Annotated in this window: 25 protein-coding genes and 4 tRNA genes; 12 read left to right on the plus strand and 17 right to left on the minus strand. The window is 60.6% G+C overall.

Translation table 11 applies throughout. The features are described 5' to 3' along the window. The 4 genes from AC1RR7_RS22790 to AC1RR7_RS22805 all read right to left on the minus strand — a co-directional run bounded on the left by AC1RR7_RS22790 (position 1) and on the right by AC1RR7_RS22805 (position 4,299). A complete protein-coding gene (locus tag AC1RR7_RS22790; protein ID WP_273539497.1) occupies positions 1–1,347 on the minus strand; it encodes a sigma-54-dependent transcriptional regulator in 1,347 nt (448 codons plus the stop codon). Further along, positions 1,344–2,933 carry a sensor histidine kinase gene (locus AC1RR7_RS22795; RefSeq protein ID WP_192559025.1) on the minus strand — a complete coding sequence of 530 codons (1,590 nt, stop codon included), beginning with the start codon at positions 2,931–2,933 and terminating at the stop codon, positions 1,344–1,346. Before AC1RR7_RS22795 ends, AC1RR7_RS22790 begins: the two co-directional genes overlap by 4 nt. After that, the gene (locus AC1RR7_RS22800) at positions 2,923–3,156 is read right to left on the minus strand and encodes a PP0621 family protein (RefSeq protein ID WP_096820878.1); all 234 of its coding nucleotides are present in this window, start codon (positions 3,154–3,156) and stop codon (positions 2,923–2,925) included. Before AC1RR7_RS22800 ends, AC1RR7_RS22795 begins: the two co-directional genes overlap by 11 nt. Before the next feature lie 126 nt (positions 3,157–3,282). Next, a complete protein-coding gene (locus AC1RR7_RS22805) occupies positions 3,283–4,299 on the minus strand; it encodes an outer membrane protein assembly factor BamD (RefSeq protein WP_096820879.1) in 1,017 nt (338 codons plus the stop codon). 152 nt (positions 4,300–4,451) lie between these two features. Between AC1RR7_RS22805 and rluD the strand changes: the two genes are divergently transcribed. From rluD to AC1RR7_RS22845, 8 genes are all read left to right on the plus strand, one after another. Next, the gene (gene rluD, locus AC1RR7_RS22810; protein WP_096820880.1) at positions 4,452–5,414 is read left to right on the plus strand and encodes a 23S rRNA pseudouridine(1911/1915/1917) synthase RluD; all 963 of its coding nucleotides are present in this window, start codon (positions 4,452–4,454) and stop codon (positions 5,412–5,414) included. Beyond that, positions 5,411–6,133 (plus strand): peptidoglycan editing factor PgeF, encoded by a 723-nt coding sequence (gene pgeF, locus AC1RR7_RS22815; protein WP_096820881.1) that lies wholly within the window; start codon positions 5,411–5,413, stop codon positions 6,131–6,133. Before rluD ends, pgeF begins: the two co-directional genes overlap by 4 nt. Positions 6,134–6,264: 131 nt before the next feature. Further along, positions 6,265–8,829: an ATP-dependent chaperone ClpB gene (gene clpB / locus AC1RR7_RS22820; RefSeq protein ID WP_096820882.1), complete on the plus strand. Its 2,565-nt coding sequence runs from the start codon at positions 6,265–6,267 to the stop codon at positions 8,827–8,829. 298 nt (positions 8,830–9,127) lie between these two features. Next, positions 9,128–9,203: transfer RNA gene (locus tag AC1RR7_RS22825), tRNA-Asn, on the plus strand. A gap of 9 nt (positions 9,204–9,212) precedes the next feature. Next, positions 9,213–9,289: transfer RNA gene (locus AC1RR7_RS22830), tRNA-Pro, on the plus strand. A 5-nt stretch (positions 9,290–9,294) separates the two neighbouring features. Then, positions 9,295–9,370 (plus strand) — tRNA-Lys (locus tag AC1RR7_RS22835). 97 nt (positions 9,371–9,467) lie between these two features. Continuing rightward, positions 9,468–9,544 (plus strand) — tRNA-Pro (locus AC1RR7_RS22840). A gap of 159 nt (positions 9,545–9,703) precedes the next feature. Next, positions 9,704–11,329, plus strand: a complete 1,626-nt coding sequence (locus tag AC1RR7_RS22845; protein ID WP_493158478.1) for a methyl-accepting chemotaxis protein — start codon at positions 9,704–9,706, stop codon at positions 11,327–11,329. A 74-nt stretch (positions 11,330–11,403) separates the two neighbouring features. Here AC1RR7_RS22845 and AC1RR7_RS22850 read toward each other — a convergent pair whose 3' ends face one another. The 4 genes from AC1RR7_RS22850 to AC1RR7_RS22865 form a co-directional block, all read right to left on the minus strand. After that, positions 11,404–11,811, minus strand: coding sequence for an HvfA family oxazolone/thioamide-modified RiPP metallophore (locus AC1RR7_RS22850; RefSeq protein WP_096820884.1), 408 nt, complete (start codon positions 11,809–11,811; stop codon positions 11,404–11,406). Between the two features lie 213 nt (positions 11,812–12,024). Beyond that, a complete protein-coding gene (locus AC1RR7_RS22855; protein WP_096820885.1) occupies positions 12,025–13,323 on the minus strand; it encodes an NAD(P)/FAD-dependent oxidoreductase in 1,299 nt (432 codons plus the stop codon). A gap of 66 nt (positions 13,324–13,389) precedes the next feature. Beyond that, positions 13,390–13,563, minus strand: coding sequence for a DUF3094 domain-containing protein (locus tag AC1RR7_RS22860; protein WP_096820886.1), 174 nt, complete (start codon positions 13,561–13,563; stop codon positions 13,390–13,392). Positions 13,564–13,707: 144 nt separating this feature from the next. Continuing rightward, positions 13,708–14,334, minus strand: a complete 627-nt coding sequence (locus AC1RR7_RS22865; protein ID WP_003228301.1) for a DUF1780 domain-containing protein — start codon at positions 14,332–14,334, stop codon at positions 13,708–13,710. 133 nt (positions 14,335–14,467) lie between these two features. Between AC1RR7_RS22865 and AC1RR7_RS22870 the strand changes: the two genes are divergently transcribed. Continuing rightward, positions 14,468–15,157: an energy-coupling factor ABC transporter permease gene (locus AC1RR7_RS22870; protein WP_096820887.1), complete on the plus strand. Its 690-nt coding sequence runs from the start codon at positions 14,468–14,470 to the stop codon at positions 15,155–15,157. 65 nt (positions 15,158–15,222) lie between these two features. After that, positions 15,223–15,438, plus strand: a complete 216-nt coding sequence (locus tag AC1RR7_RS22875) for a hypothetical protein (RefSeq protein WP_493158480.1) — start codon at positions 15,223–15,225, stop codon at positions 15,436–15,438. 8 nt (positions 15,439–15,446) lie between these two features. Here the strand turns inward: AC1RR7_RS22875 and yacG are convergent, their stop codons facing one another. The 5 genes from yacG to pilB are packed head-to-tail and all read right to left on the minus strand — an operon-like array spanning position 15,447 to position 20,058. After that, the gene (yacG, locus tag AC1RR7_RS22880; RefSeq protein ID WP_096820889.1) at positions 15,447–15,647 is read right to left on the minus strand and encodes a DNA gyrase inhibitor YacG; all 201 of its coding nucleotides are present in this window, start codon (positions 15,645–15,647) and stop codon (positions 15,447–15,449) included. Further along, the gene (gene coaE / locus AC1RR7_RS22885) at positions 15,644–16,267 is read right to left on the minus strand and encodes a dephospho-CoA kinase (RefSeq protein WP_096820890.1); all 624 of its coding nucleotides are present in this window, start codon (positions 16,265–16,267) and stop codon (positions 15,644–15,646) included. Before coaE ends, yacG begins: the two co-directional genes overlap by 4 nt. Further along, positions 16,264–17,136 (minus strand): prepilin peptidase, encoded by an 873-nt coding sequence (locus tag AC1RR7_RS22890; protein WP_273539013.1) that lies wholly within the window; start codon positions 17,134–17,136, stop codon positions 16,264–16,266. The genes coaE and AC1RR7_RS22890 overlap by 4 nt, the downstream gene beginning before the upstream one ends. 1 nt (position 17,137) lies before the next feature. Beyond that, positions 17,138–18,355 (minus strand): type II secretion system F family protein, encoded by a 1,218-nt coding sequence (locus AC1RR7_RS22895; RefSeq protein ID WP_102621088.1) that lies wholly within the window; start codon positions 18,353–18,355, stop codon positions 17,138–17,140. Positions 18,356–18,357: 2 nt separating this feature from the next. Next, positions 18,358–20,058: a type IV-A pilus assembly ATPase PilB gene (gene pilB / locus AC1RR7_RS22900; RefSeq protein ID WP_096820893.1), complete on the minus strand. Its 1,701-nt coding sequence runs from the start codon at positions 20,056–20,058 to the stop codon at positions 18,358–18,360. Positions 20,059–20,284: 226 nt separating this feature from the next. On the opposite strand from pilB, the gene AC1RR7_RS22905 reads away from it, so the two are divergent. Next, the gene (locus AC1RR7_RS22905; protein ID WP_096820894.1) at positions 20,285–20,725 is read left to right on the plus strand and encodes a pilin; all 441 of its coding nucleotides are present in this window, start codon (positions 20,285–20,287) and stop codon (positions 20,723–20,725) included. A gap of 298 nt (positions 20,726–21,023) precedes the next feature. Beyond that, complete coding sequence (locus AC1RR7_RS22910; RefSeq protein ID WP_096820895.1) at positions 21,024–21,380, plus strand: BON domain-containing protein; 357 nt, start codon at positions 21,024–21,026, stop codon at positions 21,378–21,380. A 168-nt stretch (positions 21,381–21,548) separates the two neighbouring features. On the opposite strand, the gene AC1RR7_RS22915 is transcribed toward AC1RR7_RS22910, so the two are convergent. From AC1RR7_RS22915 to AC1RR7_RS22930, 4 genes are all read right to left on the minus strand, one after another. Continuing rightward, complete coding sequence (locus tag AC1RR7_RS22915) at positions 21,549–21,845, minus strand: DUF2845 domain-containing protein (protein WP_102621087.1); 297 nt, start codon at positions 21,843–21,845, stop codon at positions 21,549–21,551. Then, positions 21,845–24,796: a DUF748 domain-containing protein gene (locus AC1RR7_RS22920; RefSeq protein ID WP_192559018.1), complete on the minus strand. Its 2,952-nt coding sequence runs from the start codon at positions 24,794–24,796 to the stop codon at positions 21,845–21,847. The genes AC1RR7_RS22915 and AC1RR7_RS22920 overlap by 1 nt, the downstream gene beginning before the upstream one ends. 122 nt (positions 24,797–24,918) lie before the next feature. Next, positions 24,919–25,935 (minus strand): class I SAM-dependent rRNA methyltransferase, encoded by a 1,017-nt coding sequence (locus AC1RR7_RS22925; RefSeq protein ID WP_493158483.1) that lies wholly within the window; start codon positions 25,933–25,935, stop codon positions 24,919–24,921. A gap of 54 nt (positions 25,936–25,989) precedes the next feature. Then, positions 25,990–26,859 carry an oxygenase MpaB family protein gene (locus AC1RR7_RS22930; protein ID WP_102621084.1) on the minus strand — a complete coding sequence of 290 codons (870 nt, stop codon included), beginning with the start codon at positions 26,857–26,859 and terminating at the stop codon, positions 25,990–25,992. Positions 26,860–26,864 lie beyond the last annotated feature (5 nt).

Genomic DNA, 26,864 nt, shown 5'->3' on the forward strand with positions numbered 1-26,864 from the left:
TCAGTCCAGGCCCAGTTTCTTCAATCGATAGCGCATCGAGCGAAACGATAGATTCAGCCGCTGCGCCGCCGCCGTGCGGTTCCAGCGGGTTTCCTCCAGCGCCTGCAGAATCAGTTTGCGCTCGACGTTCTCCAGATAGTCTTCCAGGTTGTCGATCTGCGTGAGATCGGCGATGCCGCCCTCGGCCGCGCAGTTGCCTTCACTCAGGCGCAGGTCGTCGGCTTCGATCATGCGGTTTTCGCACAACGTGTGCGCGCGTTCGAGGACGTTCTCAAGCTCCCGGACATTTCCCGGGAAGCGGTAGTTCTTCAAGGCTTCAAGCGCTTGCGGATGCAGGCGGGTCGAAGGCTGGCCAGTGCCGTGGGCCAGACGCTTGAGCATATGGGAGGCCAGCGCTTCGATATCATCACGGCGTTCGCGCAGAGACGGTACGCGCAGTTCGATCACGTTCAGCCGGTAATACAGATCCTGCCGAAAGCGCTCGGCGGCAACTTCCGCGTCCAGGTCCTTGTGGGTGGCGCAGAGAATGCGCACATCGACCACGGTTTCCTGCTGGCCGCCGACGCTGCGCACGGCTTTTTCCTGGATCGCCCGCAGCAACTTGACCTGCATCGACAGCGGCAAGTCCGCCACTTCATCGAGAAACAGCGTGCCGCCATGGGCTGCCTGGAACAGACCCGGTTTGTCCTCCACCGCGCCGGTGAAACTGCCTTTGCGATGGCCGAAGAACTCGCTTTCCATCAACTCTGACGGAATGGCCCCGCAGTTCACCGGCACGAACGGCTGGCTGGCGCGGGGGCCTTGCTCGTGAATCAGGCGGGCGACCAGTTCCTTGCCGCTGCCGGACTCGCCGCTGATGTAGACCGGCGCCTGACTGCGGGCCAGTTTGTCGATCTGTTTGCGCAGATCGCGCATCGGCTGTGAGTCACCGAGCAGGCGCCGGTCGATCGATGTGCAGACTCCACCGGTCGCGGGCATGCGCAATGCCGTGGCGACCAGTTCACGCAACCGCGTGAGGTCCACCGGTTTGGTCAGGAAGTCGAAAGCCCCGGCCTTCAAGGCGTTGATCGCTGTTTCCAGGCTGCCATAGGCCGTGATCATCGCCACCGGCAATTGCGGATGGCGTTGTTGAATGTGCTGCACCAGCTCCAGCCCGGTGCCGTCGGGCAGACGCATGTCGGTCAGGCACAGGTCAAAGGTATCGCGGTGCAGCAATGCCTGGGCTTCGCCGAGATTGCGTGCGCTGAAAGTGTCGAGTTTCATCCGTCCCAGGGTGATTTCCAGGAGTTCGCGGATATCCGGTTCGTCGTCGACGATGAGGATTTTTTGCCGTGGGCTCGTGTTCAACTTTGTTTCCGTCCGTGAGCAAAGGTGATGCGAAAGCAACCGCCGCCTTGGCGTGGTTTGAAGTCTAGGCGGGCCTGGTTGCTTTCGCACAGCTCACGGGACAGATAAAGCCCAAGGCCGGTGCCCTGGCTGCTGGTGGTAAAGAAGGGTTCGAACAGGTGGGCCTGCTGATCCAGCGCCACGCCGGGGCCGTTGTCCTGCACTTCGAGCACGGCCAGCTGGCTTTCGGGGTCGATGAACAGCCGCAGCCAGACCTCGGCAGGATCGTGCAGCAGGGCGCTGTGCCGCCAGCCGTTGCGCAACAGATTGTCGAGAATTTGCGTCAGTTGGCCCGGGTCCATCAGGGTGCGGAAATCCCCGGATTCGATGTTCAGATGAATTCGTTGGCGCTCGCTGGCCTGTTCCCGGCTTTCCTCGACGAACTGCACAAGCCACGGTTCGAGATCGAGTCGCTGCGGGGCGCTCTGCTGGCGACGGGAGAGTTGCAGGACATTTTCAATGACTCGGTTCATGCGCTGGGAGTGATCCTGGATGATCTGCGTCAGACGCCGATCCGCGCCGTCGAGTTCCTCGGATTCCTGCAACAGCTGCGCGGCATGACTGATGGCGCCCAGCGGGTTGCGGATCTCGTGGGCGATGCCGGCGGTCAGGCGCCCGAGTGCGGCGAGCTTCAGTTGCTGAGCTTGCTGGGCGATCTGGGCGAGGTCTTCGAGAAACACCAGGGTCTGGCGGTTCGGGCTCTGTTCCAGGGCGATGAAGCTCGGTTGCAGTTCCAGGCCGTTGGTGGCGATTTTCAGGCTCTGCGGTCGCAGTGTCGGGTTGTTCAGCCACAGATGCAGACGCTCGACCAGCGCGGTCGAGTAGTCGTCGATCAAATGGCCCTCAAGGGGCGATTGCGCCAGCAGGGTCCGGGCGCTGTGGTTGGCCAGTTGCACCCGGCGTTGTTCGTCGAGGACCAGAATGCCGGTGCGCATGCGTTGCAGGATCAAGGCGTTGAGGGCTTCGAGGCTGACCACTTCGCTGGCCCGTTGTTCGGCCAGGGTCTCGCTGACTTCGAGCCGACGGATCAAGCCTTGCACCAGCAGCGCCCCGGCAAAACACAGGGCGCCGAGGGTGCCTGCTTGCAGGTATTCGTTGGCGCTGAGGGGATGGCTGAAGCTCAGCAGGAAGCTGAGGCCGACAATACCGAGTGCGCCGATGGCTGCAATCAGCACACCGATACGGCGTCGCAACAGGGTATTGCTGATGGCTACCGAGACGATCAGCAGATTGCCGATCGGGCTGGCCACGCCACCGGCGGCATAAAACAGCCCGCACAACAGCAGGATGTCGAGGAGGGCCAGCCCGAACAACTGGGCCGGGCGGCGGATGTTCTCCAGGAACACCACCAGCAGGATATTCAGCACCAGGTACAACCAGCTGCCATTGCGCAGCAGATCGTCGTCGGCCGACGTCAGCAGGCGGTTGTCCATGTTGCTGGAAATCAGCAACACCAGGGTGATGCCGACGCTTAAACGGTAGAGATGATAGAGGCGCAGCAGTCGCTGTGCCTGTTTGCGAGTGGCGTTGGTGGCCTCAGCGATCACTGGAACCGGGGCCTTGCTCGAGGTGAGCCTGGCTGCAATACCACTGTTGTCGAAGGCTCAGCGCACGGTCGCGCGGCAGGTGCACGCCGCAATGGGCGCAACGCACCATGGGCGCGGCATCCTGTTCGCGAGGGGATTGTGTCGGCGCGGCAGGGGCCTTGAATTTGCGCCACAACCAGACGGCGGCGGCGATCAGGGCGATCCAGAACAGTAAACGAAGCATGATGGGCGGCTTTTTGGCTGATGATCCGGCAGTTTAGCCAAGGACCCGGCAGGCGCACAGCTCAATAAAACGCGGCAATAAAAAAGGGAGATCCGAAGATCTCCCTTTTTGGCATCACCGAAGTGATCAGTCGAACAGACCGAAGGTCATGTAGCTGAAAATGGAGCGGTCGCTGTTGCTGGACTCCGGTTCCGGCGCTTCGATCACGTCGCCGTTTTCGTCTTTAGGCTTGAGCTCGTTCGGGATCGCGTCTTTCGCGTCCTGGAACTGCTTCTGCACGTCCTGGTTGGCGCGGGTTTCTCCCGGCGGCAGCGGTGGACGGGATTCGATCAGGCCCAAAGTTGCCTTGCTCAGGAACGAACGGTTGTCGGCTTCCGCGACCGACGGTACGAACTGACCGTCTTTCAGGCTCGGGTGGTTCGGGTAGTTGAGCTTCAGGGTTTCCAGGCTCGAGGCTGCCAGTTCGTCCAGGTGCAGACGCTGGTAGGCTTCGGTCATCACCGCCAGGCCGTCACCGACCGATGGGGTTTCCTGGAAGTTTTCCACTACATAACGGCCACGGTTGGCGGCAGCGACGTAGGCCTGACGGGTCAGGTAGTAGTCGGCCACGTGGATTTCGTAGGCCGCCAGCAGGTTGCGCAGGTAGATCATGCGCTGCTTGGCGTCCGGCGCGTAGCGGCTGTTCGGGTAGCGGCTGGTCAGCTGGGCGAACTCGTTGTAGGAGTCGCGGGCAGCGCCCGGGTCACGCTTGGTCATGTCCAGCGGCAGGAAGCGCGCCAGCAGGCCGACGTCCTGGTCGAACGAGGTCAGGCCCTTGAGGTAGTAGGCGTAATCGACGTTCGGGTGCTGTGGGTGCAGACGAATGAAGCGCTCGGCGGCGGACTTTGCAGCTTCCGGCTCCGAGTTCTTGTAGTTGGCGTAGATCAGTTCCAGCTGCGCCTGATCCGCGTAGCGACCGAACGGATAGCGCGACTCCAGAGCCTTCAGCTTGGCTGTGGCGCTGGTATAGCTGTTGTTGTCCAGGTCCTGTTGAGCCTGCTGGTACAGCTCGGCTTCACTCAGGTTTTCGTCTACGACTTCCTTCGATGAGCAAGCAGCGGTCAATGCGAGGATGGCGATCAGCAGCAGGTGTTTCACTTGCATGGCGGCTTGCGTCCCTATGACGGCCGCTGTCTTGGGCGGGGCCGTCCTGTTATGATGAGCGCCCCGTTGAAAAGCCCCGGGGCAAAAGACGCCGTATTTAACCACAAGCGCGCAGCCGAAACCAAAGGCTGTAGCCGACGCCCAGTCCGAGCATGTCCGATAAAATTGAACTTCGCGCAGAGGTGCCGTCCGAATTGGGCGGCCAACGCCTCGATCAAGTCGCCGCCCAACTCTTCGCAGAGCACTCACGCTCGCGCCTTTCCGCCTGGATCAAAGAAGGTCGCCTGACTGTGGACGGGGCGGTCATCCGCCCGCGCGACATCGTTCATGGCGGTGCCATTCTTGAGCTGACCGCCGAGCAGGAGGCCCAGGGTGAATGGGTCGCTCAGGACATCGAGCTCGACATCGTCTATGAAGACGACGACATCCTGGTGATCAACAAGCCTGCGGGCCTGGTGGTGCACCCGGCTGCCGGTCACGCCGATGGCACCTTGCTCAACGCCTTGCTGCACCACGTGCCGGACATTATCAATGTCCCGCGCGCCGGTATCGTGCATCGCCTGGACAAGGACACCACCGGTCTGATGGTGGTGGCCAAGACCATTCAGGCGCAGACCAAACTGGTCGCCCAGCTGCAAAGCCGCAGCGTCAGCCGGATCTACGAGTGCATCGTGATCGGCGTGGTGACGGCCGGTGGCAAGATCAACGCCCCGATCGGTCGCCACGGCCAGCAGCGCCAGCGCATGGCGGTGATGGAAGGCGGCAAGCCTGCCGTCAGCCACTATCGCGTGCTGGAGCGTTTCCGTTCGCACACCCACGTACGGGTGAAGCTGGAAACCGGTCGTACCCACCAGATCCGCGTGCACATGGCGCACATCAACTTCCCGTTGGTCGGCGACCCGGCGTACGGCGGTCGTTTCCGCATTCCGCCGGCGGCGAACCCGACAATGGTCGAATCGCTCAAGCACTTCCCGCGTCAGGCGCTGCATGCACGGTTCCTGGAGCTGGATCATCCGACCACCGGTGTGCGCATGAGCTGGGAATCGCCGTTGCCGGAAGACTTCGTCTGGCTGCTGACGCTGCTCAAGCAGGATCGCGAGGCATTCGTCGGATGAACTGGCTGACGCCGGACTGGCCCGCGCCGGCCAGCGTCAAGGCCTGTGTCACCACCCGCGAGGGCGGCGTCAGCGAGGCGCCGTTCGACAGCCTCAATCTGGGCGATCATGTCGATGACCGCCCTGAGGCCGTCGCCGAAAACCGTCGGCGTCTGACCGAACACTTCTCTATAAAGCCTGCCTGGCTGCAGCAAGTGCACGGGATTGCCGTGGCGCATGCCGATCCGTCCGTGGTGGCCACGGCGGATGCCAGCTGGACTGCAACACCCGGTATTGCTTGTTCAGCGATGACCGCCGATTGCCTGCCAGCGTTGTTTTGCGACCGTGCCGGTACTCGTGTGGCAGCGGCTCATGCCGGTTGGCGTGGACTGGCGGCCGGCGTGCTGGAAGCCACCCTCGACAGCCTGGCCGTCGATCCGAAAGACATTCTGGTCTGGCTCGGCCCGGCCATCGGCCCGCAAGCCTTTGAAGTCGGCCCGGAAGTCCGGGAAGTCTTCATCAATCAATTGCCCGAAGCCGCGACAGCCTTTGTTCCGAGCCACAATGCCGGCAAGTTCATGGCCGACATCTATAAGCTGGCGCGACTGCGTCTGGCGGTCCGGGGTGTCACCGCTGTTTATGGCGGCGGTTTCTGTACCGTGACCGATCCGCGCTTCTTTTCCTACCGCCGTGCGCCACGCACCGGTCGCTTTGCTTCTCTAGTCTGGCTCACCCGCTAAGCTTGTCTGACCTGTATCAACTCCCTGACGCTTGAATCTTCCAGAATCGACCGCATCTATAGCGGTATCTGGCAGGTTTCTTTATTCAGGATGGTTTTTTAGGTCCGGCCTGCTCAAAAGGAAGGTGACCCATGCGTATAGACCGTTTAACCAGCAAATTACAGTTGGCGTTGTCCGATGCCCAATCCCTGGCTGTCGGCCACGATCATCCGGCCATCGAGCCGGCGCATTTGATGCAAGCCATGCTTGAACAGCAGGGTGGTTCGATCAAACCCCTGTTGATGCAGGTGGGCTTCGACGTCAACAGCCTGCGCAAAGAGCTGACCAAAGAGCTCGATCAATTACCGAAAATCCAGAACCCGACCGGCGATGTGAACATGTCGCAGGATCTGGCGCGTCTGCTCAACCAGGCCGACCGTCTGGCGCAGCAGAAGGGCGATCAGTTCATTTCCAGCGAGCTGGTGCTGCTCGCCGCGATGGACGAGAACAGCAAGCTCGGCAAGTTGCTGCTCGGCCAGGGCGTGAGCAAAAAGGCGCTGGAAAACGCAATCAACAACCTGCGCGGTGGTGAAGCGGTCAATGACGCCAACCACGAAGAATCGCGTCAGGCACTGGATAAATACACCGTCGACCTGACCAAGCGCGCTGAAGACGGCAAGCTCGATCCGGTGATCGGCCGTGACGACGAAATTCGTCGCACCATTCAGGTTCTGCAACGTCGCACCAAGAACAACCCGGTGCTGATCGGCGAGCCGGGCGTGGGTAAAACCGCGATTGCCGAAGGTCTGGCCCAGCGCATCATCAACGGCGAAGTGCCGGATGGCCTCAAGGGCAAGCGTCTGCTGTCTCTCGATATGGGTGCGCTGATTGCCGGTGCCAAGTATCGCGGTGAGTTCGAAGAGCGCCTGAAATCCCTGCTCAACGAGCTGTCGAAGCAGGAAGGGCAGATCATTCTGTTCATCGACGAACTGCACACCATGGTCGGCGCCGGTAAAGGCGAAGGCTCGATGGATGCCGGCAACATGCTCAAACCGGCTTTGGCCCGTGGCGAGCTGCATTGCGTCGGCGCGACCACGCTCAACGAGTACCGCCAATATATAGAGAAGGACGCGGCTCTCGAACGGCGCTTCCAGAAAGTGCTGGTGGACGAGCCGAGTGAAGAAGACACCATCGCGATCCTGCGTGGCCTCAAGGAGCGTTACGAGGTTCACCACAAGGTCGCGATCACCGACGGTGCGATCATCGCCGCGGCCAAGCTCAGCCATCGTTACATCACTGACCGGCAGTTGCCGGACAAGGCGATCGACCTGATCGACGAAGCGGCCAGCCGCATCCGTATGGAAATCGACTCCAAACCGGAAGTGCTGGATCGTCTGGAGCGTCGCCTGATTCAACTGAAAGTCGAATCCCAGGCGCTGAAGAAAGAAAGCGACGAGGCAGCGATGAAGCGCCTGGAAAAACTCCAGGAAGAAATCGTCCGCCACGAGCGTGAGTATTCGGACCTGGAAGAAATCTGGAACTCGGAAAAAGCCGAGGTGCAGGGTTCTGCGCAGATTCAGCAGAAGATCGAACAGTCCCGTCAGGAGCTGGAAGCCGCGCGCCGCAAAGGCGACCTGAACCGCATGGCCGAGTTGCAGTACGGGGTGATCCCGGATCTGGAGCGCAGCCTGCAAATGGTCGACCAGCACGGCAAGAGCGAGAACCAGTTGCTGCGCAGCAAGGTGACCGAAGAGGAAATCGCCGAAGTCGTCTCGAAGTGGACCGGTATCCCCGTGTCGAAAATGCTCGAAGGCGAGCGCGACAAGCTGATGAAGATGGAAAGCCTGTTGCACCAGCGTGTGATCGGCCAGGACGAAGCAGTGGTCGCAGTGGCCAATGCGGTGCGGCGCTCCCGTGCCGGGTTGTCCGACCCGAATCGTCCGAGCGGCTCGTTCATGTTCCTCGGCCCGACCGGTGTCGGTAAAACCGAGCTGTGCAAGGCGCTGGCCGAATTCCTCTTTGATACGGAAGAGGCGATGGTGCGGATCGACATGTCCGAGTTCATGGAGAAACATTCCGTGGCGCGGCTGATCGGTGCGCCACCAGGCTACGTGGGTTATGAAGAGGGCGGTTACCTGACCGAAGCGGTACGGCGCAAGCCTTACTCGGTGATCCTGCTGGACGAAGTCGAGAAGGCGCACCCGGACGTGTTCAACATCCTGCTGCAAGTGCTGGAGGATGGTCGTCTGACCGACAGCCACGGCCGTACGGTGGATTTCCGCAATACCGTGATTGTCATGACCTCCAACCTCGGTTCGATGCAGATCCAGGAACTGGTCGGTGACCGTGAGGCGCAACGTGCAGCGGTGATGGATGCGATTTCCACCCACTTCCGTCCGGAGTTCATCAACCGGGTCGACGAAGTGGTGATCTTCGAGCCATTGGCGCGGGATCAGATCGCGGGCATTACCGAGATCCAGCTGGGTCGTCTGCGCAGTCGTCTGGCCGAGCGCGAGCTGAAGCTGGAACTGAGCCCGGAGGCGATGGACAAGCTGATTGCCGTCGGCTACGACCCGGTCTATGGCGCACGGCCGCTGAAACGGGCGATCCAGCGCTGGATCGAGAACCCGCTGGCGCAGTTGATCCTGTCGGGACGCTTCCTGCCGGGCGAGACCGCGACCGGTGTCGTGGAGAACGACGAGATCACGTTCAACTGACACCTGAAGGTGGTGAAGTAAGGAAGGCCTCGCACTGCGAGGCCTTTTTTTTCGTTAGGCTGTTGAACTCAAAGGAAAAGGCTTGTAAAGTGCGCCCCGCAGTCAGTCACCAACACGGTTTCAGCTCACTGGGCAGAAATCTGAAATAAGTTGCAAATCATTAACTTGAAAGCAATTTAGGGGGTTGACAGAGGTGTTCTAGGTTGTAGAATAGCGCGCCTCAGACACACGAACGCAGCGATGCGAAAACGGTGTCGAGAAGCTGCAAGTTTCACCGTAGTAAATTGAAATATGTAGTTCCGTGATAGCTCAGTCGGTAGAGCAAATGACTGTTAATCATTGGGTCCCAGGTTCGAGTCCTGGTCACGGAGCCAATTTCAAGCCGGGGTATAGCGCAGTCCGGTAGCGCGCCTGCTTTGGGAGCAGGATGTCAGGAGTTCGAATCCCCTTACCCCGACCATTTTTGGGTCGTTAGCTCAGTTGGTAGAGCAGTTGGCTTTTAACCAATTGGTCGTAGGTTCGAATCCCACACGACCCACCATTTTTGAAACCAGTTAACGCTGGGATCGAATCTTAAGATCAGAGGCCAAAAGCGCTGATCGAAGAAGGCGATCTTTGAAAGGTCGCCTTTTTTTTACCGGGGTATAGCGCAGTCCGGTAGCGCGCCTGCTTTGGGAGCAGGATGTCAGGAGTTCGAATCCCCTTACCCCGACCATATTAAAAATCCTCGTATCGAAAGATACGGGGATTTTTTTTGTCCTCCAGAAATGTTTCATTCAAGTCATCGTACAACTTGCCGATAGCCCGCTAACGAAAGGGGTCTGCCGTCGATCGCCCCTTGAATCCGGCCAATACAAGAAAAAGGGCGTTCGTCATGTTGCTTCGTCAGTTGAATATTGCTCCCCGTGCCGCCCTGGGCTTTGCCCTGATTGCTGTGCTGGTAGCGTTGCTCGGCGTGTTTGCCCTGGGCCAGATGTCGAGCATCCGCGAGAGCGAAGTCGCCGTGGAGAATCAATGGCTGCCGAGCATCCGCGGCGGTGACGAGATCCGCGAAATCATGCTGCGCATCCGTACCATCTCCCTGCGCATGGCCCTGGATCAGGACCCGAACAACGTCGCCACCTACCGCAGCCAGATGGACACCCGCGACAAGGAACTGAGCGAGAAAATCGCCGCGTACGATCGACTGGTCACCACCCCGGAAGGGCAACAGTTATACGATCAGTTCAAGAAAACCTTCGCGGCCTACCGCGCCGGCATCACTCAATCGTTCACGCTGGCCGAGCAAGGCAAGCGTGACGAGCTGACCAAACTGCTGCTGGTCGACATGAAAACCGTGGTCGACGGCTCCGGCAAGCAACTCAACGACCTGGCAGATCTGTTCGCCAAACAGGTCGCCGCAGAAAGCCGCAACTCCGCCGCGCACTACGAAACCTCACGCACCATCGTCAGCCTGTTCATCGCACTGGCGGCATTGGCGACCGTGGCCCTGGCGATGCTGCTGACGCGCAGCATCGTTCGCCCCCTGAGCGCCGCTGTGGATGCTGCGGAAAACGTCGCAAGAGGCGATCTGACGCGTCCGATCAAGACCGATGGCAATGATGAGGTCAGCCGTTTGCTCAAGGCGCTGGCGACCATGCAACAAAACCTGCGTGAAACCCTGCAAGGCATCAACGGTTCAGCCACGCAACTGGCGACCGCGGCCGACGAACTCAACGTCGTCACGCTCGACAGCACCCAAGGCCTGCAACAACAGAACAACGAAATCGAACAGGCCGCCACCGCCGTCAACGAAATGACCACGGCGGTCGAGGAAGTCGCACGCAATGCAGTGTCGACCTCCGACGCGACGCGCCAGTCCAGCGAATCGGCGCATCTGGGGCAAGAGCGGGTCAGTGAAACCGCCAGCGCCATCAACGCGCTGGCCAGTGAGGTGCAACACACCGGCGAGTTGGTGCAATCACTGGCCAATCAATCTCAAGACATCGGCAAGGTGCTGGACGTGATCCGGGCGATCGCCGAGCAGACCAACCTGCTGGCGCTCAATGCCGCCATCGAAGCGGCGCGGGCAGGGGAGAGCGGACGCGGGTTCGCGGTGGTTGCTGACGAGGTCCGCGCGCTGGCCTATCGCACGCAGCAATCGACCCAGGAAATCGAGCAGATGGTGCAAGGCATGCGCAACGGTTCAAGCCTGGCGCTGGAGTCGATGCAGGCCAGTGCCTCGCGTGCGTCCACCACGCTGGTGCTGGCCGAACGGGCCGGTGAGGCGCTGCAAACCATCACCGCGTCGGTGCATGAGATCCACGAACGCAACCTGGTGATCGCCAGCGCCGCCGAAGAGCAGGCGCAGGTGGCGCGGGAAGTGGATCGCAACCTGGTGAATATTCGTGACCTGTCGGTGCGTTCGGCGGCCGGCGCCGATCAAACCAGCGCTTCCAGTCATGAGCTATCGAAACTGGCCAATGCATTGCAGGGCATGGTGCGGCGCTTCCAGCTGTAATCCCGGCAGACGTAAAAAAGCCGCGCTCCTCGTGAGAGAAAGCGCGGCTTTGTTTTGTCGGGACAGAATGAATATCAGGCACCGTCCTGGTCTTTCAGGTGTTCGAACAGGCCTTTCGGCATTTTCTTGCCGTTGGCTTCGAAGTTGGCTTTGACGTTGTTGTAAGCCTCTTGCTCGTCGATGAAGCCGTCATGGTTGGTGTCGATCTTGTCGAAGTCAGATTTCGGCGCGACCTTCAGGAACTCGGCGCGCGAGACTTTGCCGTCGCCATCGGTGTCGGTCTTGGCCATCGACGCGTCGCCGCATTTGCCTTCACCGCATTTGCCTTCCGGGGTTTTCACCGAGGTTTCAGCCGAGGCAACCATGTAGCCCTGGGCCAGCGGTTGTGCGGCGAACACCGAGCCGGACAGCATCAGGCCGCCAGCCAGTACGGCACCGACCAGGCCAAGGGAGGTTTTGCCAATTTTCGAAGTGCGGGTCATTTCATTCTCCTTCGGTTGCACTGCGCAACCACACGTTAAGGGCGATCAGCCGGAGCAGGTGTGCTCGGGTGTGGCCATTAAGCGGTGGCGGTGTATCGCGTCTGTGTCGAGGAGCGGGGGCGTTTGTAAGCGAAGGTGGGGAAAGCGGGGGCAGATACAGTAAAAGACAAAACCCTGTGGGAGCGAGCAGGCCCGCCCCCACAGCGTTTTACATCAGTGCAGCTTCAGGCGCGGCTCGGTGCCGCGTCCGATCTTGCTGCCCAGCATCAGCATGGCGGTGCGGAACGGGCCGTACAGCGCCATCTGGTGCATGCGGTACAGCGACACGTAAAACATCCGCGCCAGCCAGCCTTCGAGCATCACACTGCCGGTCAGGTTGCCCATCAAGTTACCCACAGCCGAAAAACGCGACAGCGAAATCAGCGAGCCGTAGTCGGTGTACTTGTACTCCGGCAGGGTCTTGCCTTCGATCCGCAGTTTCAGCGACTTGGCCAGCAGCGACGCCTGTTGGTGCGCAGCCTGGGCCCGTGGCGGAACGTTGCGATCCGAGCCCGGTTGCGGGCAGGCGGCGCAGTCACCGAAGGCGAAAATGTTTTCGTCGCGGGTGGTCTGCAAGGTCGGCAGCACTTGCAGCTGGTTGATGCGGTTGGTTTCCAGGCCATCGATGTCTTTGAGGAAACCCGGCGCGCGGATCCCGGCAGCCCAGACTTTCAGGCTGGCCTTGATCTCGTTGCCATCGGCGGTGATCAGGCTGTCGGCGGTGACCTGGCTGACCGACGCGTTGGTCATCACATTGACCCCGAGTTTTTCCAGAGTCTTGTGCACTGGCCCGCTGATACGTTCCGGCAGGGCTGGCAGCACCCGTGGCCCGGCTTCGATCAGGGTGATGTGCATGTTTTCCGGTTTGATCCGGTCCAGACCGTAGGCCGCCAGCTCATGAGCGGCGTTGTGCAGCTCGGCCGCCAGTTCGACGCCCGTGGCGCCGGCGCCGACGATAGCCACGCTGATCTGCTGGACCACATCGGTTTGCCCGGCGTGAGCACGCAGATAGTGATTGAGCAATTGCTGGTGGAAACGCTCGGCCTGTTTGCGGGTGTCGAGGAACAGGCAGTGCTGCGCTGCGCCCTGGGTACCGAAATCGTTGGTGGTGCTGCCGACCGAGATCACCAGCGAGTCATAAGGCACTTCCCGCGCCGGCACCAGTTCCACGCCGTTTTCGTCGTAGGTGGCGGCGAGCTGAATCTTCTTCTGCTCACGGTCGAGCCCGCTCATGCGCCCCAGCTGGAACTCGAAGTGGTTCCATTTGGCCTGGGCGACATAGTTGAGTTCGTCTTCGGAGGAGTTCAGCGATCCGGCGGCCACTTCGTGCAACAGCGGTTTCCAGATGTGCGTGAGGTTCGCGTCGACCAGCATGATGCTGGCAGTGCCGCGTTTGCCCAGAGTCTTACCCAGACGGGTAGCCAACTCCAGACCGCCGGCGCCGCCGCCGACAATGACAATACGATGGGACATGGGAATAGCTCGCAAGGTTTTTAAAGGAAATCGTTGTCGTCGTAACCCGAGCGAGCGCGATGCAGCTCATAGCGTCAGGTAACTGATAAATCGGCTCAACAGGCCCAGACCAATGGTCACTGCCAGCACCACCACCAGGAGCATCCACGGCCGGAATGGCCGGCGCTCGACACGGTGTTGGGACAACTGCAGGTACTCTTCGACATGCTTCTGGTCATCGGGGTTCAGGCGGCTGGTCATATGAGGCCTCGTCAGGGATAGACGTTGCTGAATGCGCAGACGTTACAGCGGTTTGCCTGCGAGCGTTGAACGGCGCATGTCATCCGGGCGAATGATTGCGCTTTTGTAACATCCGGCCAGTGTTTGCGCCATCCTGCTTAGGGATTACAGGCTGATCCCGACATCGAACACGATGCTGCGACCCAGGTTGCTGCGCAGGAAATCCGGTGCATCGGGGTGGGCGAACAGCACGCGGGCGAACGTCGGCCCGACCAGTGACAGCGAGCGCCAGCCCTGTCGCAAGTATTCGGTGGGCGGTGGAAAGTGGCTGTTGAGGTCGAGCACTTCGCGTTTGAGGCTGGCGAAGGCGATGATGTCCAGCTCCCCCAGATCCATGCCGCGTTCCTTGTAGTTGTGCGCTTTCTTGCGCAAGGTCGGCGCCAGTCTCAGCAGAAACTCATTGGCCGGAATCCGCCGTGGCTTGGCCTCGCGGCGCACCAGTTGGCTCAGGGAAAACGCACTGCGCCGACGTTGCAGCTCATCGCGCCATTCATCGTTGAGGCGGCGGCCTTCGTCGAGGACGAAAAACACCTCGAAGTTGGCATCGCGAAACAACACGTCCGGTGGCTCGCCGGCCGGGGCGAATTCGTCGGCGCGATACGGAATATTCAGGCCTTGCAGCAGGCGCTGGCAGACCCAACGCTCACGCTCCCATTTGCGGGCATTGGACAGGAACGCGTTGGCTTGCTCGGCCGCGATGGTCAGCAGGCGTAAATAATCTGAGTCATCCATAGGCCCAAGCTTAGCGTTCAATTGCGACAAGCAGAAAGCTTTGCATCGGCAGTTTCACCAAGGTGGCGGTGTAGACTTCGACACAGGAGCGCCAATCAAAGGAGTCTGCGGTGCGAATGAAGGTGATGGGATCATGATCGGTGCAGAACTGCTGTCATCGACAAGTCTGACCCTTGGCTGGCTGATCTACCTGCCCGTGCTGCTCTGGGCGATCTGCCGCTCGCCGTGGGTCGAATTGTTCAGCGACAGCCGTCGTCAGCACTTGCTGTTCGGCACCGTGTTCGCGCTGTTTCTGTTGTGGATGGTGCGCAGGGATTTCGACACGGGTGTGTCGTATCACTTCATTGGCATGACCGCAGTGACGTTGCTGCTCGACTGGCCGTTGGCGATTGTGGGCGGGCTGGTGGCGCAGATCGGGCTGGTCCTGCTGGGACGCCAGGATCTGGCGGCGGTCGGGGTCAACGGCGCGTTGCTGATCCTGCTGCCGGTGCTGATCACCGAGGGCGTGGCGATCCTGGTCGAGCGGGCGCAACCGCGTAATCCGTTTGTGTATATCTTTTGCTCCGGCTTCTTCGCGGCGGCCTTGTCGGCGCTGTCATGCCTGGTGCTGAGCCTGACGTTGCTCTGGTACGACGGCCTCTTCGCCATGCCCGAATGGCTGGAAGATTTCATCGGTTACCTGTGGCTGCTGATTTTTCCGGAAGCGTTCATCAATGGCATGGTGATCAGCGCACTGGTGGTGTTCAGCCCGGAATGGCTGGAGACCTTCAACCGCACCCGTTACCTTTCGGCGCCCTGGAAGGACGACGATCCCAAGTCTTGATCCACATCAAATCCACCCCGCGCACGGCATTTCATGCTCGGCCAAATCCCTTCAGGAGCAGCGGCATGAGCGTTTACGAGTGGGCGAGGCAGGAAACCCGGCAAAGTCTGGAGATGGCGCAGGAGGTGGGGTTCGATCCTGGATTGAGTCTGCGCGCCTTGCTCAGTGCCGTGGTGCAGCAGAGCAAGGTGGTGCGCAACGCCGAAGACCTGGCCGACGAGTTGCGCTTTCTGGCAGAAAACCTCGACGACAATCAGGACTACGGCTTCATGCGGCCCTGATCAGAGGATCAGTGGCGCGGGTCGAAGTCGCCGGAAAACAGTTCGTCCTCGGCATCCGGGGCGACCGGGATCTTGTGTTCTTCCGATGCCCAGGCGCCGAGGTCGATCAGTTTGCAGCGGTCCGAGCAGAACGGCCGGAATTTGTTCTCGGGGGTGAATTCCACCGGGGCGCCGCAGGTCGGGCATTCAACGGTCGGGATCGGGCTCATGACTGGCCTCCAGATAAAGTCAGGTAAAAGTGATGCAGGCGCTCGACCTCGCCGTGCAGCCAGGCGAGGTCGCGGTCGTTGACCACCACATCGTCGGCGCGGCTGACGCGGTCTTCGCGGCTGGATTGAGCCTTGAGGATGGCCTGGACCTGCTGTTCGCTGGTCTGGTCACGCTGCAAGGTGCGTTCGATCTGCAGTTGCTGCGGAGCATCGATCACCAGGATCCGCTGGGTCATCGCGTACTGTCCGGACTCGATCAACAGCGGCGAAACCAGAATCGCGTAAGGCGATTTTGCCAGCGCCAGGTGATGGGCGATTTCCTCGGCGATCAGCGGATGCAACAGCGCTTCGAGCCAGCGGCGTTGCTCCGGTACTTCGAAGATCAGCTTGCGCAACGCCGCGCGATCCAGCGTGCCATCGGCCTGCAGGACATCGGGGCCGAAGTGCTCGGCAATTTTCGCCAGCGCCGGGCGCCCCGGCTCAACCACCCAGCGCGCCGCATGATCGGCGTCCACCACATGGATGCCGAGGTCGATGAAGTGCTGGGCGGCTGCGCTTTTGCCGCTGCCGATGCCGCCGGTCAGGCCGAGAATCCAGGGTTTTTCCACAGGGGTATTCATTTCAAACCGACAAACTGCCAATAGAAGTCGGTTATTTGACCACCCCAGAGCAAGGCAATCCAGCCGGCAATTGCCAGATACGGCCCGAAGGGGATTGGCGTCGAGGTTTTCTGGTCGCGCAGCTTGAGCATAATCACCCCGAGCACGGCGCCCACCAGCGAGGACAGCAGGATGGTCAGCGGCAGAATCTGCCAGCCACCCCAGGCCCCGAGCAGCGCCAGCAACTTGAAATCACCGTGACCGATGCCGTCCTTGCCGGTGAGCAGCTTGAACAGCCAGAACACCGACCACAGCGCCATATAACCGGCCACTGCCCCCCACAACGCGTCGTGCAGCGAGACGAACAGGCCGAAGCTGTTGACGATCAATCCCAGCCACAGCAGCGGCAGCACCAGCACGTCGGGCAACAGCTGATGCTCGGTGTCGATCAGACTCATCGCCAGCAAGCCCCAGGTCAGGACGATCATCAGACAGGCCGGCCAGCCAAAACCCAAATGCCAGGCGATGAACGCCGACAGCACGCCGCAGGCCAGTTCGGTCAACGGATAACGCTTGCTGATCGGCGCCGCGCATGACGAGCAGCGGCCGCGCAAAAACAGGTAGCTGAGCAGCGGAATGTTTTCCCACGCACGAATGCGGTGGGCGCAATGCGGGCACTGCGAGTGCGGCAGCATCAGATTGTAGACCGGCAGCGGCGTTTCGACGGGCAGCCCGAGCACGTCGTGGGCCTGCTGGCGCCATTCGCGTTCGAGCATTTTCGGCAGGCGCCAGATCACCACATTGAGGAAGCTTCCGACCACCAGCCCGAGCACCAGAGCGGTGAAGACAAAGGCCAGCGGATAGAGGGCGAAGAGTTCGTCGATGGGCATGTCAGATCGCTGAGCCGAGTTGGAAGATCGGCAGGTACATGGCCACGACCAGTCCGCCGACGATCACCCCGAGTACCACCATGACGAAAGGCTCCATCAGGCTGGTGAGGTTGTCGACCATGTTATCCACTTCTTCCTCGTAGAACCCGGCAACCTTGTCGAGCATATCGTCCAGGGCGCCGGACTCTTCGCCGATGGCGGTCATCTGCACGGCCATGTTCGGAAAGATTCCGGTGGTGCGCATCGAAAAGTTCAGTTGCATGCCGGTGGCCACGTCCTGGCGAATGCGCAGCACCGCACGTTTGAACACCACATTGCCGGTGGCCCCGGCAACCGAGTCCAGCGCTTCGACCAGCGGCACGCCGGCGGCAAATGTGGTCGACAGGGTTCGGGCGAAACGGGCCACAGCGGACTTGTACATCATGGTGCCCACCAGCGGCAGTTTCAGCAGCCAGGCATCACGCCGGTCACGCAGGGCCTGGGATTTCTTCAGAGCATGACGGGTGCCGAAAAACGCCGCGACCAGCACGCCGAGAATCGCCCACCACCACTGCTGCATGAACTCCGAGAGGCCGATCACCATCAGGGTGAACGCCGGCAGTTCGGCGCCGAATCCGGAAAACACCGACTGGAACTGCGGCACCACTTTCACCAGCAGAATCCCGGTGACGACCGCCGCCACCAGGATCACGGCGGTGGGGTAGGTCATGGCTTTCTTGATCTTGGCCTTGAGGCTTTCGCTCTTTTCCTTGTAGGTCGCTACGCGTTCCAAAAGGGTATCGAGGGCGCCGGATTGCTCGCCGGCATCGACCAGGTTGCAGTACAACTCGTCGAAGTATTGCGGCTTCTTTCGCAGGGCCGCGGCGAAGCTGTTGCCGGCGGCGACTTCCTGTTTCACCTCGTCCACCAGTTTGCGCATCGCCGGGTTTTCAAAGCCTTCGCCGATGATGTCGAACGACTGCAGCAACGGCACGCCGGCTTTCATCATGGTTGCCATCTGCCGGGTAAAGAGGGCGATGTCCAGCGGCTTGATGCGTTTGCCGAAATTCAGCAACGACGCGGATTTCTTGCGCACCTTGCCGGGGTTGATGCCCTGCTTGCGCAACTGGGCCTTGATCAGTGCGGGGTTTTGTCCGCTCAACTCGCCGGTGATCCTGCTGCCTTTCTTGTCCGTGCCTTCCCAGGCATAGACGCTGATTTTCGCTGCCTTGACGGCCATGTTCAGTCCTTGGTGACCCGGTTGATTTCTTCAAGGCTGGTGATGCCTTGCATCGCCTTGATCAGTCCCGAGGTGCGCAGGTCGTTGAAGCCGTCCAGGCGCATCTGGCTGTCGATTTCCAATGAGTTGCCCTCGGCCATGATCAGCCGTTGCAGCTCGGGGGTGTTTTTCACCACTTCATAAATCCCGGTGCGTCCCTTGTAGCCGCCGTTGCATTGATCGCAACCGGCGGGCTCATAGATCGTGAAACTGCCGATGCGTTCCTCGGGAAAACCTTCCTTGAGCAAGGTTTCGCGGGGAATCTCGATGGGCTTTTTGCAGTGGCTGCAGAGTTTTCGCGCCAGACGCTGGGCGATGATCAGGCTGACCGACGTGGCGATGTTGAAGCCGGGAATGCCCATGTTGTGCAAGCGGGTGAGTGTCTCGGCGGCGCTGTTGGTGTGCAGCGTGGAGAGCACAAGGTGACCTGTCTGCGCCGCCTTGATGGCGATTTCCGCGGTCTCGAGATCGCGGATCTCGCCGACCATGATCACGTCCGGGTCCTGCCGCAGGAACGAGCGCAGGGCCTGGGCGAAGTCCAGCCCCTGCTTCGGATTGACGTTGACCTGGTTGATGCCTTCCATGTTGATCTCCACCGGGTCTTCGGCAGTGGAGATGTTGATGTCGACGGTATTGAGAATGTTGAGCCCGGTGTACAGCGAAACGGTCTTGCCGGAACCGGTGGGACCGGTGACCAGGATCATGCCTTGTGGTTGCTTCAGGGCAGCGAGGTACAGGTCTTTCTGCTCCGGCTCGTAGCCGAGGGCGTCGATGCCTATCTGCGCGCTGGACGGGTCGAGGATCCGGATCACCACTTTCTCGCCCCACAGGGTTGGCAAGGTGTTGACCCGGAAATCGATCGACTTGCTCTTCGACAGGCGCATCTTCAGTCGCCCGTCCTGAGGTTTGCGGCGTTCCGAAATGTCGAGGCTGGCCATGACCTTCAGGCGTGCGGCGATGCGCCCGGCCAGTTGAATCGGCGGCTTGGCCACTTCGCGCAGGATGCCGTCGGTACGTACGCGCACCCGGTAGTTTTTTTCGTAGGGTTCAAAGTGCAGGTCGGAAGAACCGCTCTTGATCGCGTCCAGCAGCATCTTGTGGACGAAGCGCACCACCGGCGCGTCGTCGGCATCGAGCCCACCGATGGCGTCCTGCTTGCTGTCATCGATGGACTCGACGTCCAGCCCGTCGAGGTCGACATCGGCCATGTCTTCCAGGCCGGAGGCGTGGGTGTCGAAGAACTTCTCGATGGCGTCGGTGAGCTTGTCGTCCTCCACCAGAATCGCTTCGGTGGTCAGCCCGGTGCTGAACTGAATATCGTTGATTGCCTGATGATTGCTCGGGTCGGAGATCCCCACGAACAGCTTGTTGCCGCGCCGCCACAGGGGCAGCGCGTGGTGCTGGCGCACCAGTTTTTCGCTGACCAGGCCCTTGGGCTGGGTTTCCTTGTCCAGGCAGTTGAGGTCGAGGAACGCCATGCCGAAATGCTCCGAGGCGATCTCGGCAACCTGCGAACTCTTCACCAGTTTGTTCTGTACCAGATAGCTGACCAGCGACAGGCGATTGCGCTGGGCCTGCTGCCAGGCTTGCTGGGCGCTTTTTTCCGTGAGCAGTTCGGCCTGTACCAATTGCTTGGCCAGACCGCTCAGAGCGATGTCATTCATGGGAATCCCGGATGCAGACAGTTCATGACTTATAGCCTAGTCAAGTGACAGCGCCAAACCGCCTCGGTGCAGGTGACAAAAAGTGTCAGATAGTGCGGTTACAGGTTGTAGGAAACGCCGCGATAGCGTGATCGCGCCCAGCCTGCGCGGGTGCGGGCGCCTTGGCACGGGCTGTGCTGAGTCCTGTTCAGATCATGAGATTCCGACTCATGCATGGAGCGTGTCTATGAAGAAACAACAAGGTTTCACTCTGATCGAGCTGCTGATCGTCGTGGCGATCATCGGCATTCTGGCCACCATCGCGTTGCCGCAATACACCAAGTACCAGGCACGGTCGAAGGTGACGGCAGGGCTGGCGGAAATCAGCGCACTCAAAGTGCCGTTCGAGGACACCATTAATCAAGGTACCGACCCGACCCTGTTGCTGGTGGCCGGTAACGCGGCAGCCACCACCTCCAACTGCACGTTGGCGGCGTCGGGCACGGCTTCGACAGGGGCCGGCACGATTACCTGCACGCTGGTGAACGCACCAGGCCCGGTGCTGGGCAAGACCATCACGCTCTCCCGCACGGGTGCTGCTACCGGCAACACCGCCGGTGTCTGGAGTTGCGCCTCCACGGTCAACCCGGACTACGCGCCTAAAGGTTGCCCGGGCAGCGGTGCCTGACCGGCTAGCCACGCATCATGAAATGCCCCGCTTTGCGGGGCATTTTCTTTTGCCCGGCACTTCACAAAAGCTTCAATCATTTCAGCGTGTTAGGAACTTTTCCAAAAGCCGCAACTTGCATGCAGATAATTCGAACGTCATGCAATTTGCATGATTCCGAAAATGCTCATGATTTATAACTTATTGATTTATAAAGAATTATTGTCTTTTGAAAACTTGGCACAGCGTTCGCAATATCTCCAGTAACCCTGCTGACAAGACACGCAGCAGACTTTCCAGAAAAACAGGAGTTACTCGTATGAAGAAGTTCGCTATCACTGCCGCTGCTGCTACCGCGCTGACCCTGACCATGGCCACCGGCGCATTCGCACAATCCACTCAGGCAACCCAGGCGCCAATGACCCTGGCCGCCGGTGAAATGACCAAGGCGAAAGAGGCCACTTCCGACACCTGGATCACCACTAAAGTCAAAAGCGACCTGGTCACCGAAAAAGGCATTCCAGGCACTGATATCAAAGTAGAAACCAACAAAGGGGTCGTTTCCCTGTCTTCGACCGTTGCCATCACCGAAGCTCAGAAAACCACCGCCGTGGCCATCGCCAAGAAAATCAAAGGCGTGAAAGCGGTCTCCGCTGACGGCCTGAAGGCCGAGTAAGGCAAGACTTCTCGCCTGGACCGGGAGAAGACGCGACAGGCGGGCCGAGTCATACGTCTGCCGCACTTTAGAGTTCATGCGAACGGCCACAGGGAGTGGCCATTACAGGCCCCGGCATTCGTGTCGGGGCCTGTTCTATTTCAGGGACGGGAAAACCAATGGGGGAGGTCAGTTGCCACGTTTGCTGTTGATCTGCCGCAGGCGATTACCTTCGAACCGCAGGTATTGGTACATGCCGTTGCTCGGGCCGTAGGTCCATTCCTCGACCTGAAACTCTTCCCGGCGATTGGCGCTGCGCTTGTAGCCCAGCACGTCACGGCTGACCGGTTCACCGCACTTTTGCAGCACCTCGCTGGAACGGTCGCCAAGGCTGACCAACTGGCTGCCGCAGCGCAGCGTATCGGATGCTGACGCCTGGCTGGCGACGAGCGCCAGCACTATTGCCGCCAGCCATTGGCTGTTCATCACTCGGCGTCCAGATGCATTTGCGTCACCACGCGGCCGTCGCTCTCCGCTTCGCCGAGATTGGCGTCGATGAAGTACACGCGGTCGTCGGCCAGTTGGCCTTTGTCCACCAGGTAATCCTTGATGCTGCTGGCACGGTCCTGACCCAGTTGGCGCAGCAGCACATCGCTGGAGCTCCAGAACTTGATCACGTCCGCACGCATTTTCGCGGTGCGCTCTTCCTTGCCCAGATCTTTCCATTCAGCCGGCGGCTGGGTTTTCAGACGAGTGCGGTAGATGCCTTCGAGCAGCGGGCCTTTTTCGTTATCCGGGACCTGGATCAGTGATGCCTGGGCCGGCACCTTGTCGCCACGGCGCTGGAGCATCTTGTAGTAGTTGTACTGGTATTCACGTTCCAGACGCTGTTCGGCAATCAGCGGGCCGTCGCTGCTTTGGGCGGCGGTGCCTTCGATTTCCAGGCGCAGGGCCGGACGTTCCTTCAAGGCCTGGGACAGTTTGACCAGCGCAGCTTCGGCGTCCTTGTTCAGTTCGCTGGAACCCGGTGCGAATGACACGGTGCCGAGGTCTTCGGAACCGCCCCCGTTGATCAGCCCGCCAATCATCTTGAACGGTGCGGCGGCGGCTTTGACGACCAGATTGCGCAGGGTCTGCCAGATAATCGGCATCACGCTGAATTGCGGGTTATTGAGGTCGCCGGTGACCGGCAGCTCGATGGAAATCTTCCCGTCCACGTCCTTGAGCAACGCAATCGCCAGTTTCAGCGGCAGGCTCACGGCATCCGGGCTGTCGACTTTCTCACCCAGTTGCAGCTGCTCGACCACCACTTTGTTCTCGGCCTTGAGCTGGCCCTTGGTGATCAGGTAGTGCAGGTCGAGATTGAGCCGGCCCTTGCGGATCCGGTAACCGGCGAACTTGCCGGAGTAGGGCGTCAGGGTGGTCAATTCGACCCGTTTGAAACTGGTGGCGATGTCGAGGCTGGCCATCGGGTCGAACGGGTTGACCGCACCCTTGATGGTCACCGGCGCATAGCGGTCGACCTTGCCTTTGACGTCGACGCTGGCCGGTTTCGCCTGACGGCTGTCGATGGTGCCGATCTGGCCGTTGAGCTGCTGGACCGCGGTGGCGAAGTTCGGGGTCAGGCTGAAGTCGGCGAAGTTGGCCGAGCCGTCATTGATCGCGATACCGCCGATATGAATGCCCAGCGGTTTCGAGTTGCCGGCTGGTTTGGCCGCTGCGGTTTTCGCCCCGGAATCGGCAGGTTGCGGAATCAGCAAGTCGTCGATGTTGGTGGTGCGGTCATCGTTGATCATGAATCGCACATAGGGCTGGAACAGGTTGATTCTGTCGATCGACAGGTTGTCGCCGTGCTGATAGTTCAGGCCTTCGACCACCACTTGCTGCCACTTGAGGAAGTCGCGGGTCTTCAGGGTGTCGAGGGTGTGCAACTGATCGACCTGGGCGCGACCGGTGACACTGAGTGCCAGAGGTGTGACGCTTTTCAGATTCACTTTCAGATCGCTGCCGAGCATGCCGCTGCGCAGTTCCAGGCGAATGAACGGGTTGATGTAGGACTGGGCGACGCGAAGGTCGATGTCCTGCGTCTTCACGTTGAGTTGGGCCGTGACCGGTGCCAGATTGACCACGCCGTCGGCGCTGATCTTGCCTTGCTTGCCCAGGCCGGTGTCCAGTTTGACGTTGAAGGGCGAGCCGTTGAGGCTGTCGAAATTCTGCAGGTCGAGGTTCAGCGGCGTGACATCCAGCGTGACTTCCGGCTTCGCCGAGCGGTCGGCCAGATGCACTTTGTAGTCACGCAGTTGCACGTCCTTGAGCAGCACCTGCCACGGTTTGCCCGGTGCGGCCGGTTCCGGTTTCGGTGAGTCGGCAGCCGCCGGCGTGCTTTTCGGTTCCGCCGCCGCTTTGGCGGCAGGTTTCGACGGCTGGCTGGCGAACAGTTTCTGCCAGTCCAGTTGCCCGTCCGCCTCAAGGGCGGCCCAGGTTTCGAGTTTCTGGCTGCGGATCTTGCCGACCACCACTTGCTGTTTGGCCAGGTCCACGGTGGTTTCGCTGACGTCGAGGCGGTCGAGTTTCGCCAGCGGGCGCCCGTCCGGGGCCTTGATCGCAAACGGCGCGACACTGACCGAGACGTTGCTCAACAGCAGTTCGGTTTCCTTGGACAGGTTGAGCTTGTAGTCGGTGCTCAGGCTGACCACGCCGTTTTCCAGTACCAATGGCACCGCGTCGCGCACGTAGGGCCAGAAGGCTTTCATCTGGCCATCGGTGACTTTGAGCGTGCCTTCGGAGGCGATCGGGATCAGGCTGAAGTTGCCTTTCCAGTCGATCTGTCCACCGGCCGGGCCGATGGCGACCAGGGTCATGTCGGCGTTGTCGTCGGGCAGGGTGCTGAGGTTGTTCAGTTCGAAATCGAGCTTGTCGTAGAGGAACTCGATCGGTTCGCTCGGGCGTGAGTCCTGGAAGTGCACGTTGCCGCCGGCCAGTTTGATCCGGTCGATGCGCAGCGGAAACGGTTTGGCATTCGGATCGGCCGGCGTCGGTTCACTGGCCGGCAACTTGAACAGACCCAGCAGATTGAGTTTGCCGTCCTGGGCGAACAGGACTTCGGTCTTGGGTTTATCCAGTTCGATGTCGGACAGGTGCAGCGCTTTTGTCCACAGGCTGTCGAGTTGCAGGTTGGCGTACAGGCGTTCGAAACCGACCTGTTCCTTGCCCGGCTCGCCGATGACCAGGCCCCAAAGCGTGACTTCGAGGCTGAACGGATTGAGTTCGATACGCTGAATGTGCGCAGGCACCGTCGCGTAGTTGGCCAATTGCTGGTTGGCGACCCGGAGCGCAATGCCCGGCAAAATCAGAAACCCCAGCAGGCTGTAGAGGGCCAGAGCGGTCAACAAGGCGCCAATCGCGCGAATCAATCCTTTGGGCATGTGCGGCTTCATCTGTCTGAATCGGAGTGCCTTGGAGTATGGCACGCGATTCCGGTTCCGAAGTAATAGCCTGTGATCAGGATTGTTCAGATTTTTCTGTGGGAAATTTCCTGCGCGACTTTAGAACCAGAAAATCAGAGCTGAAGAATCAGGGTCTTCAGCGGCGGTTGTTGATCCCGCGAAGGGAAGTCGGCACCCGGCGTCATCACACTCCATTCGCGTACCGGGCGCCCGGCTTTCTCGGCGCAGCGCAGCACCTGTTCGCGCCAGTCGTCCATGCTGACCTTCGCCAGGTTGTTGCAGCAGATCAGCACGCCATTGTCGGCAGTGGTCAGCAAGGCTGGCTTGAGCAGGCTTTGATAATCACGCAGCAGATCGACCGTGCCGAACGCACTTTTGGCCCACGCGGGAGGGTCGAGCAGCACCAGATCGTACTGGCGCTGTTCGAGGCGCTGATAGCTCGGCAGTTTCTGCCCGCGACGCTGACTGATCGGCAGACCGGCCAACTGGCGGATCGCCGGGAAGTAGTCGGACTGGATGAACTCCATGGTCGGCAGTTGCGGATTGAGCAAACCATTCTCGCGCCCGACCGCCAGATTGCCCTCGGCGAAGTCCAGGTTGCATACCTCGCGGGCACCGCCGGCGGCCGCACTGAGACCGACGCCGCAGGTGTAGGCGAACAGGTTGAGCACGCTTTTGCCCTTGGCGTGATCCTTGACCCAGCCGCGGGTGTTGCGCAGGTCGAGGAACAGCAGCGGATCCTGTCCGGCGTGGCGCCCGCGCACACGGTAGTTCAGGCCCCATTCGTGGCCGACCAGATCAACCAGCGCAGCATCGTCGGCGCGGTACACGCTGTCTTCACGATCGATGCGCGAGTTGCCACGGGAGCGGTCGTTGTAAACCAGCAAGGTTTGCAATCCCAACGTTTCATTCACCGTGGCGTGCAGTTGCAGCAGGTCGGCGAGTTCCAGCGTCTGGTGGAAGCTCTGCACCATCAGTTGCGGGCCGTAGCGGTCGATAGTCAGGCCGCCGGCGCCTTCCTGGCTGCCGTGGAACAGGCGATAGCAGTCGGTGCCCTGGCGGTGCAGCTCGGCGAGCAGATCCTGGCGTTGATCGAGGGCGGCGCGCAGCGCCTGATTCAGGGAAGACATGCTTGCGCCTTGCTGGAGGGAATCGGGGCGCGGGAGTTTAGCAGTTACTGAGCTTCAGCTCAGCCCCATCCGCCGCTGGGCCCGCTGAACCGATCCATTGCGCATCGCCCAGCGCAGCATTGGCGCGCTGCGTTTGACACTGGCGCGGATCAACTGGCGTTGCAGCGGGTTCTGGCGGGCATCCAGCATGTCGCTGGCCCAGTCCGGCAGCAGGTCGATGCCGGCCTTCATCATCAGGTCGCCAAACGGCCGCGCCAGAACGCTGGGCGCCGGGGCATCGAGCAACAGGCGCAGGACTTCGCGGCTGCGCTCGTCACACAGCAACTGCGGGCGCATCCGTTGCAGGTAATCGGCCACGGCCTGGCGTGATTTCGGTACATCCCGGGCACCCAGTCGTTCAGCGACCACGGCGATTTCCGCGTAGTAACGATCCTGGTCCACCGGCGACAACTGCGGGTTGCGGTAACGCAAATGAGCGGCGAGAAAGTTGCTGACTTCGGCCACGTGCACCCAGGTCAGCAGATCCGGATCGCTGGCCGCATAGGGCCGGCCATCCGGCGCGGTGCCGACGACTTGCAGGTGAATGGTGCGGACTTTTTCGATCAGCCATTCGGCGTCCCGTTTCGAGCCGAACGTAGTGCCGGAGACAAACTGGCTGGTACGGCGCAAGCGGCCGAGCATGTCCTGGCGAAAGTTCGAGTGGTCCCAGACGCCGGCCAGTGCCAGTGGGTGCAGGGCTTGCAGCAACAAGGCACTGATGCCGCCGATCAGCATGCTGCTGAAGTCGCCGTGCACTTGCCAACTGATCGAGTCCGGGCCGAACAGGCCGGGATCGCCCTTGGGGTTTTCCAGATCGAGCTGGCCGAGGGACAGACCGGTCAGGCTCATGAGTTGGTTTTCGATACGGCTGCGGATGAATTCCATGGCAA

The sequence above is a fragment of the Pseudomonas sp. GW821-FHT11G12 genome (assembly GCF_058808055.1).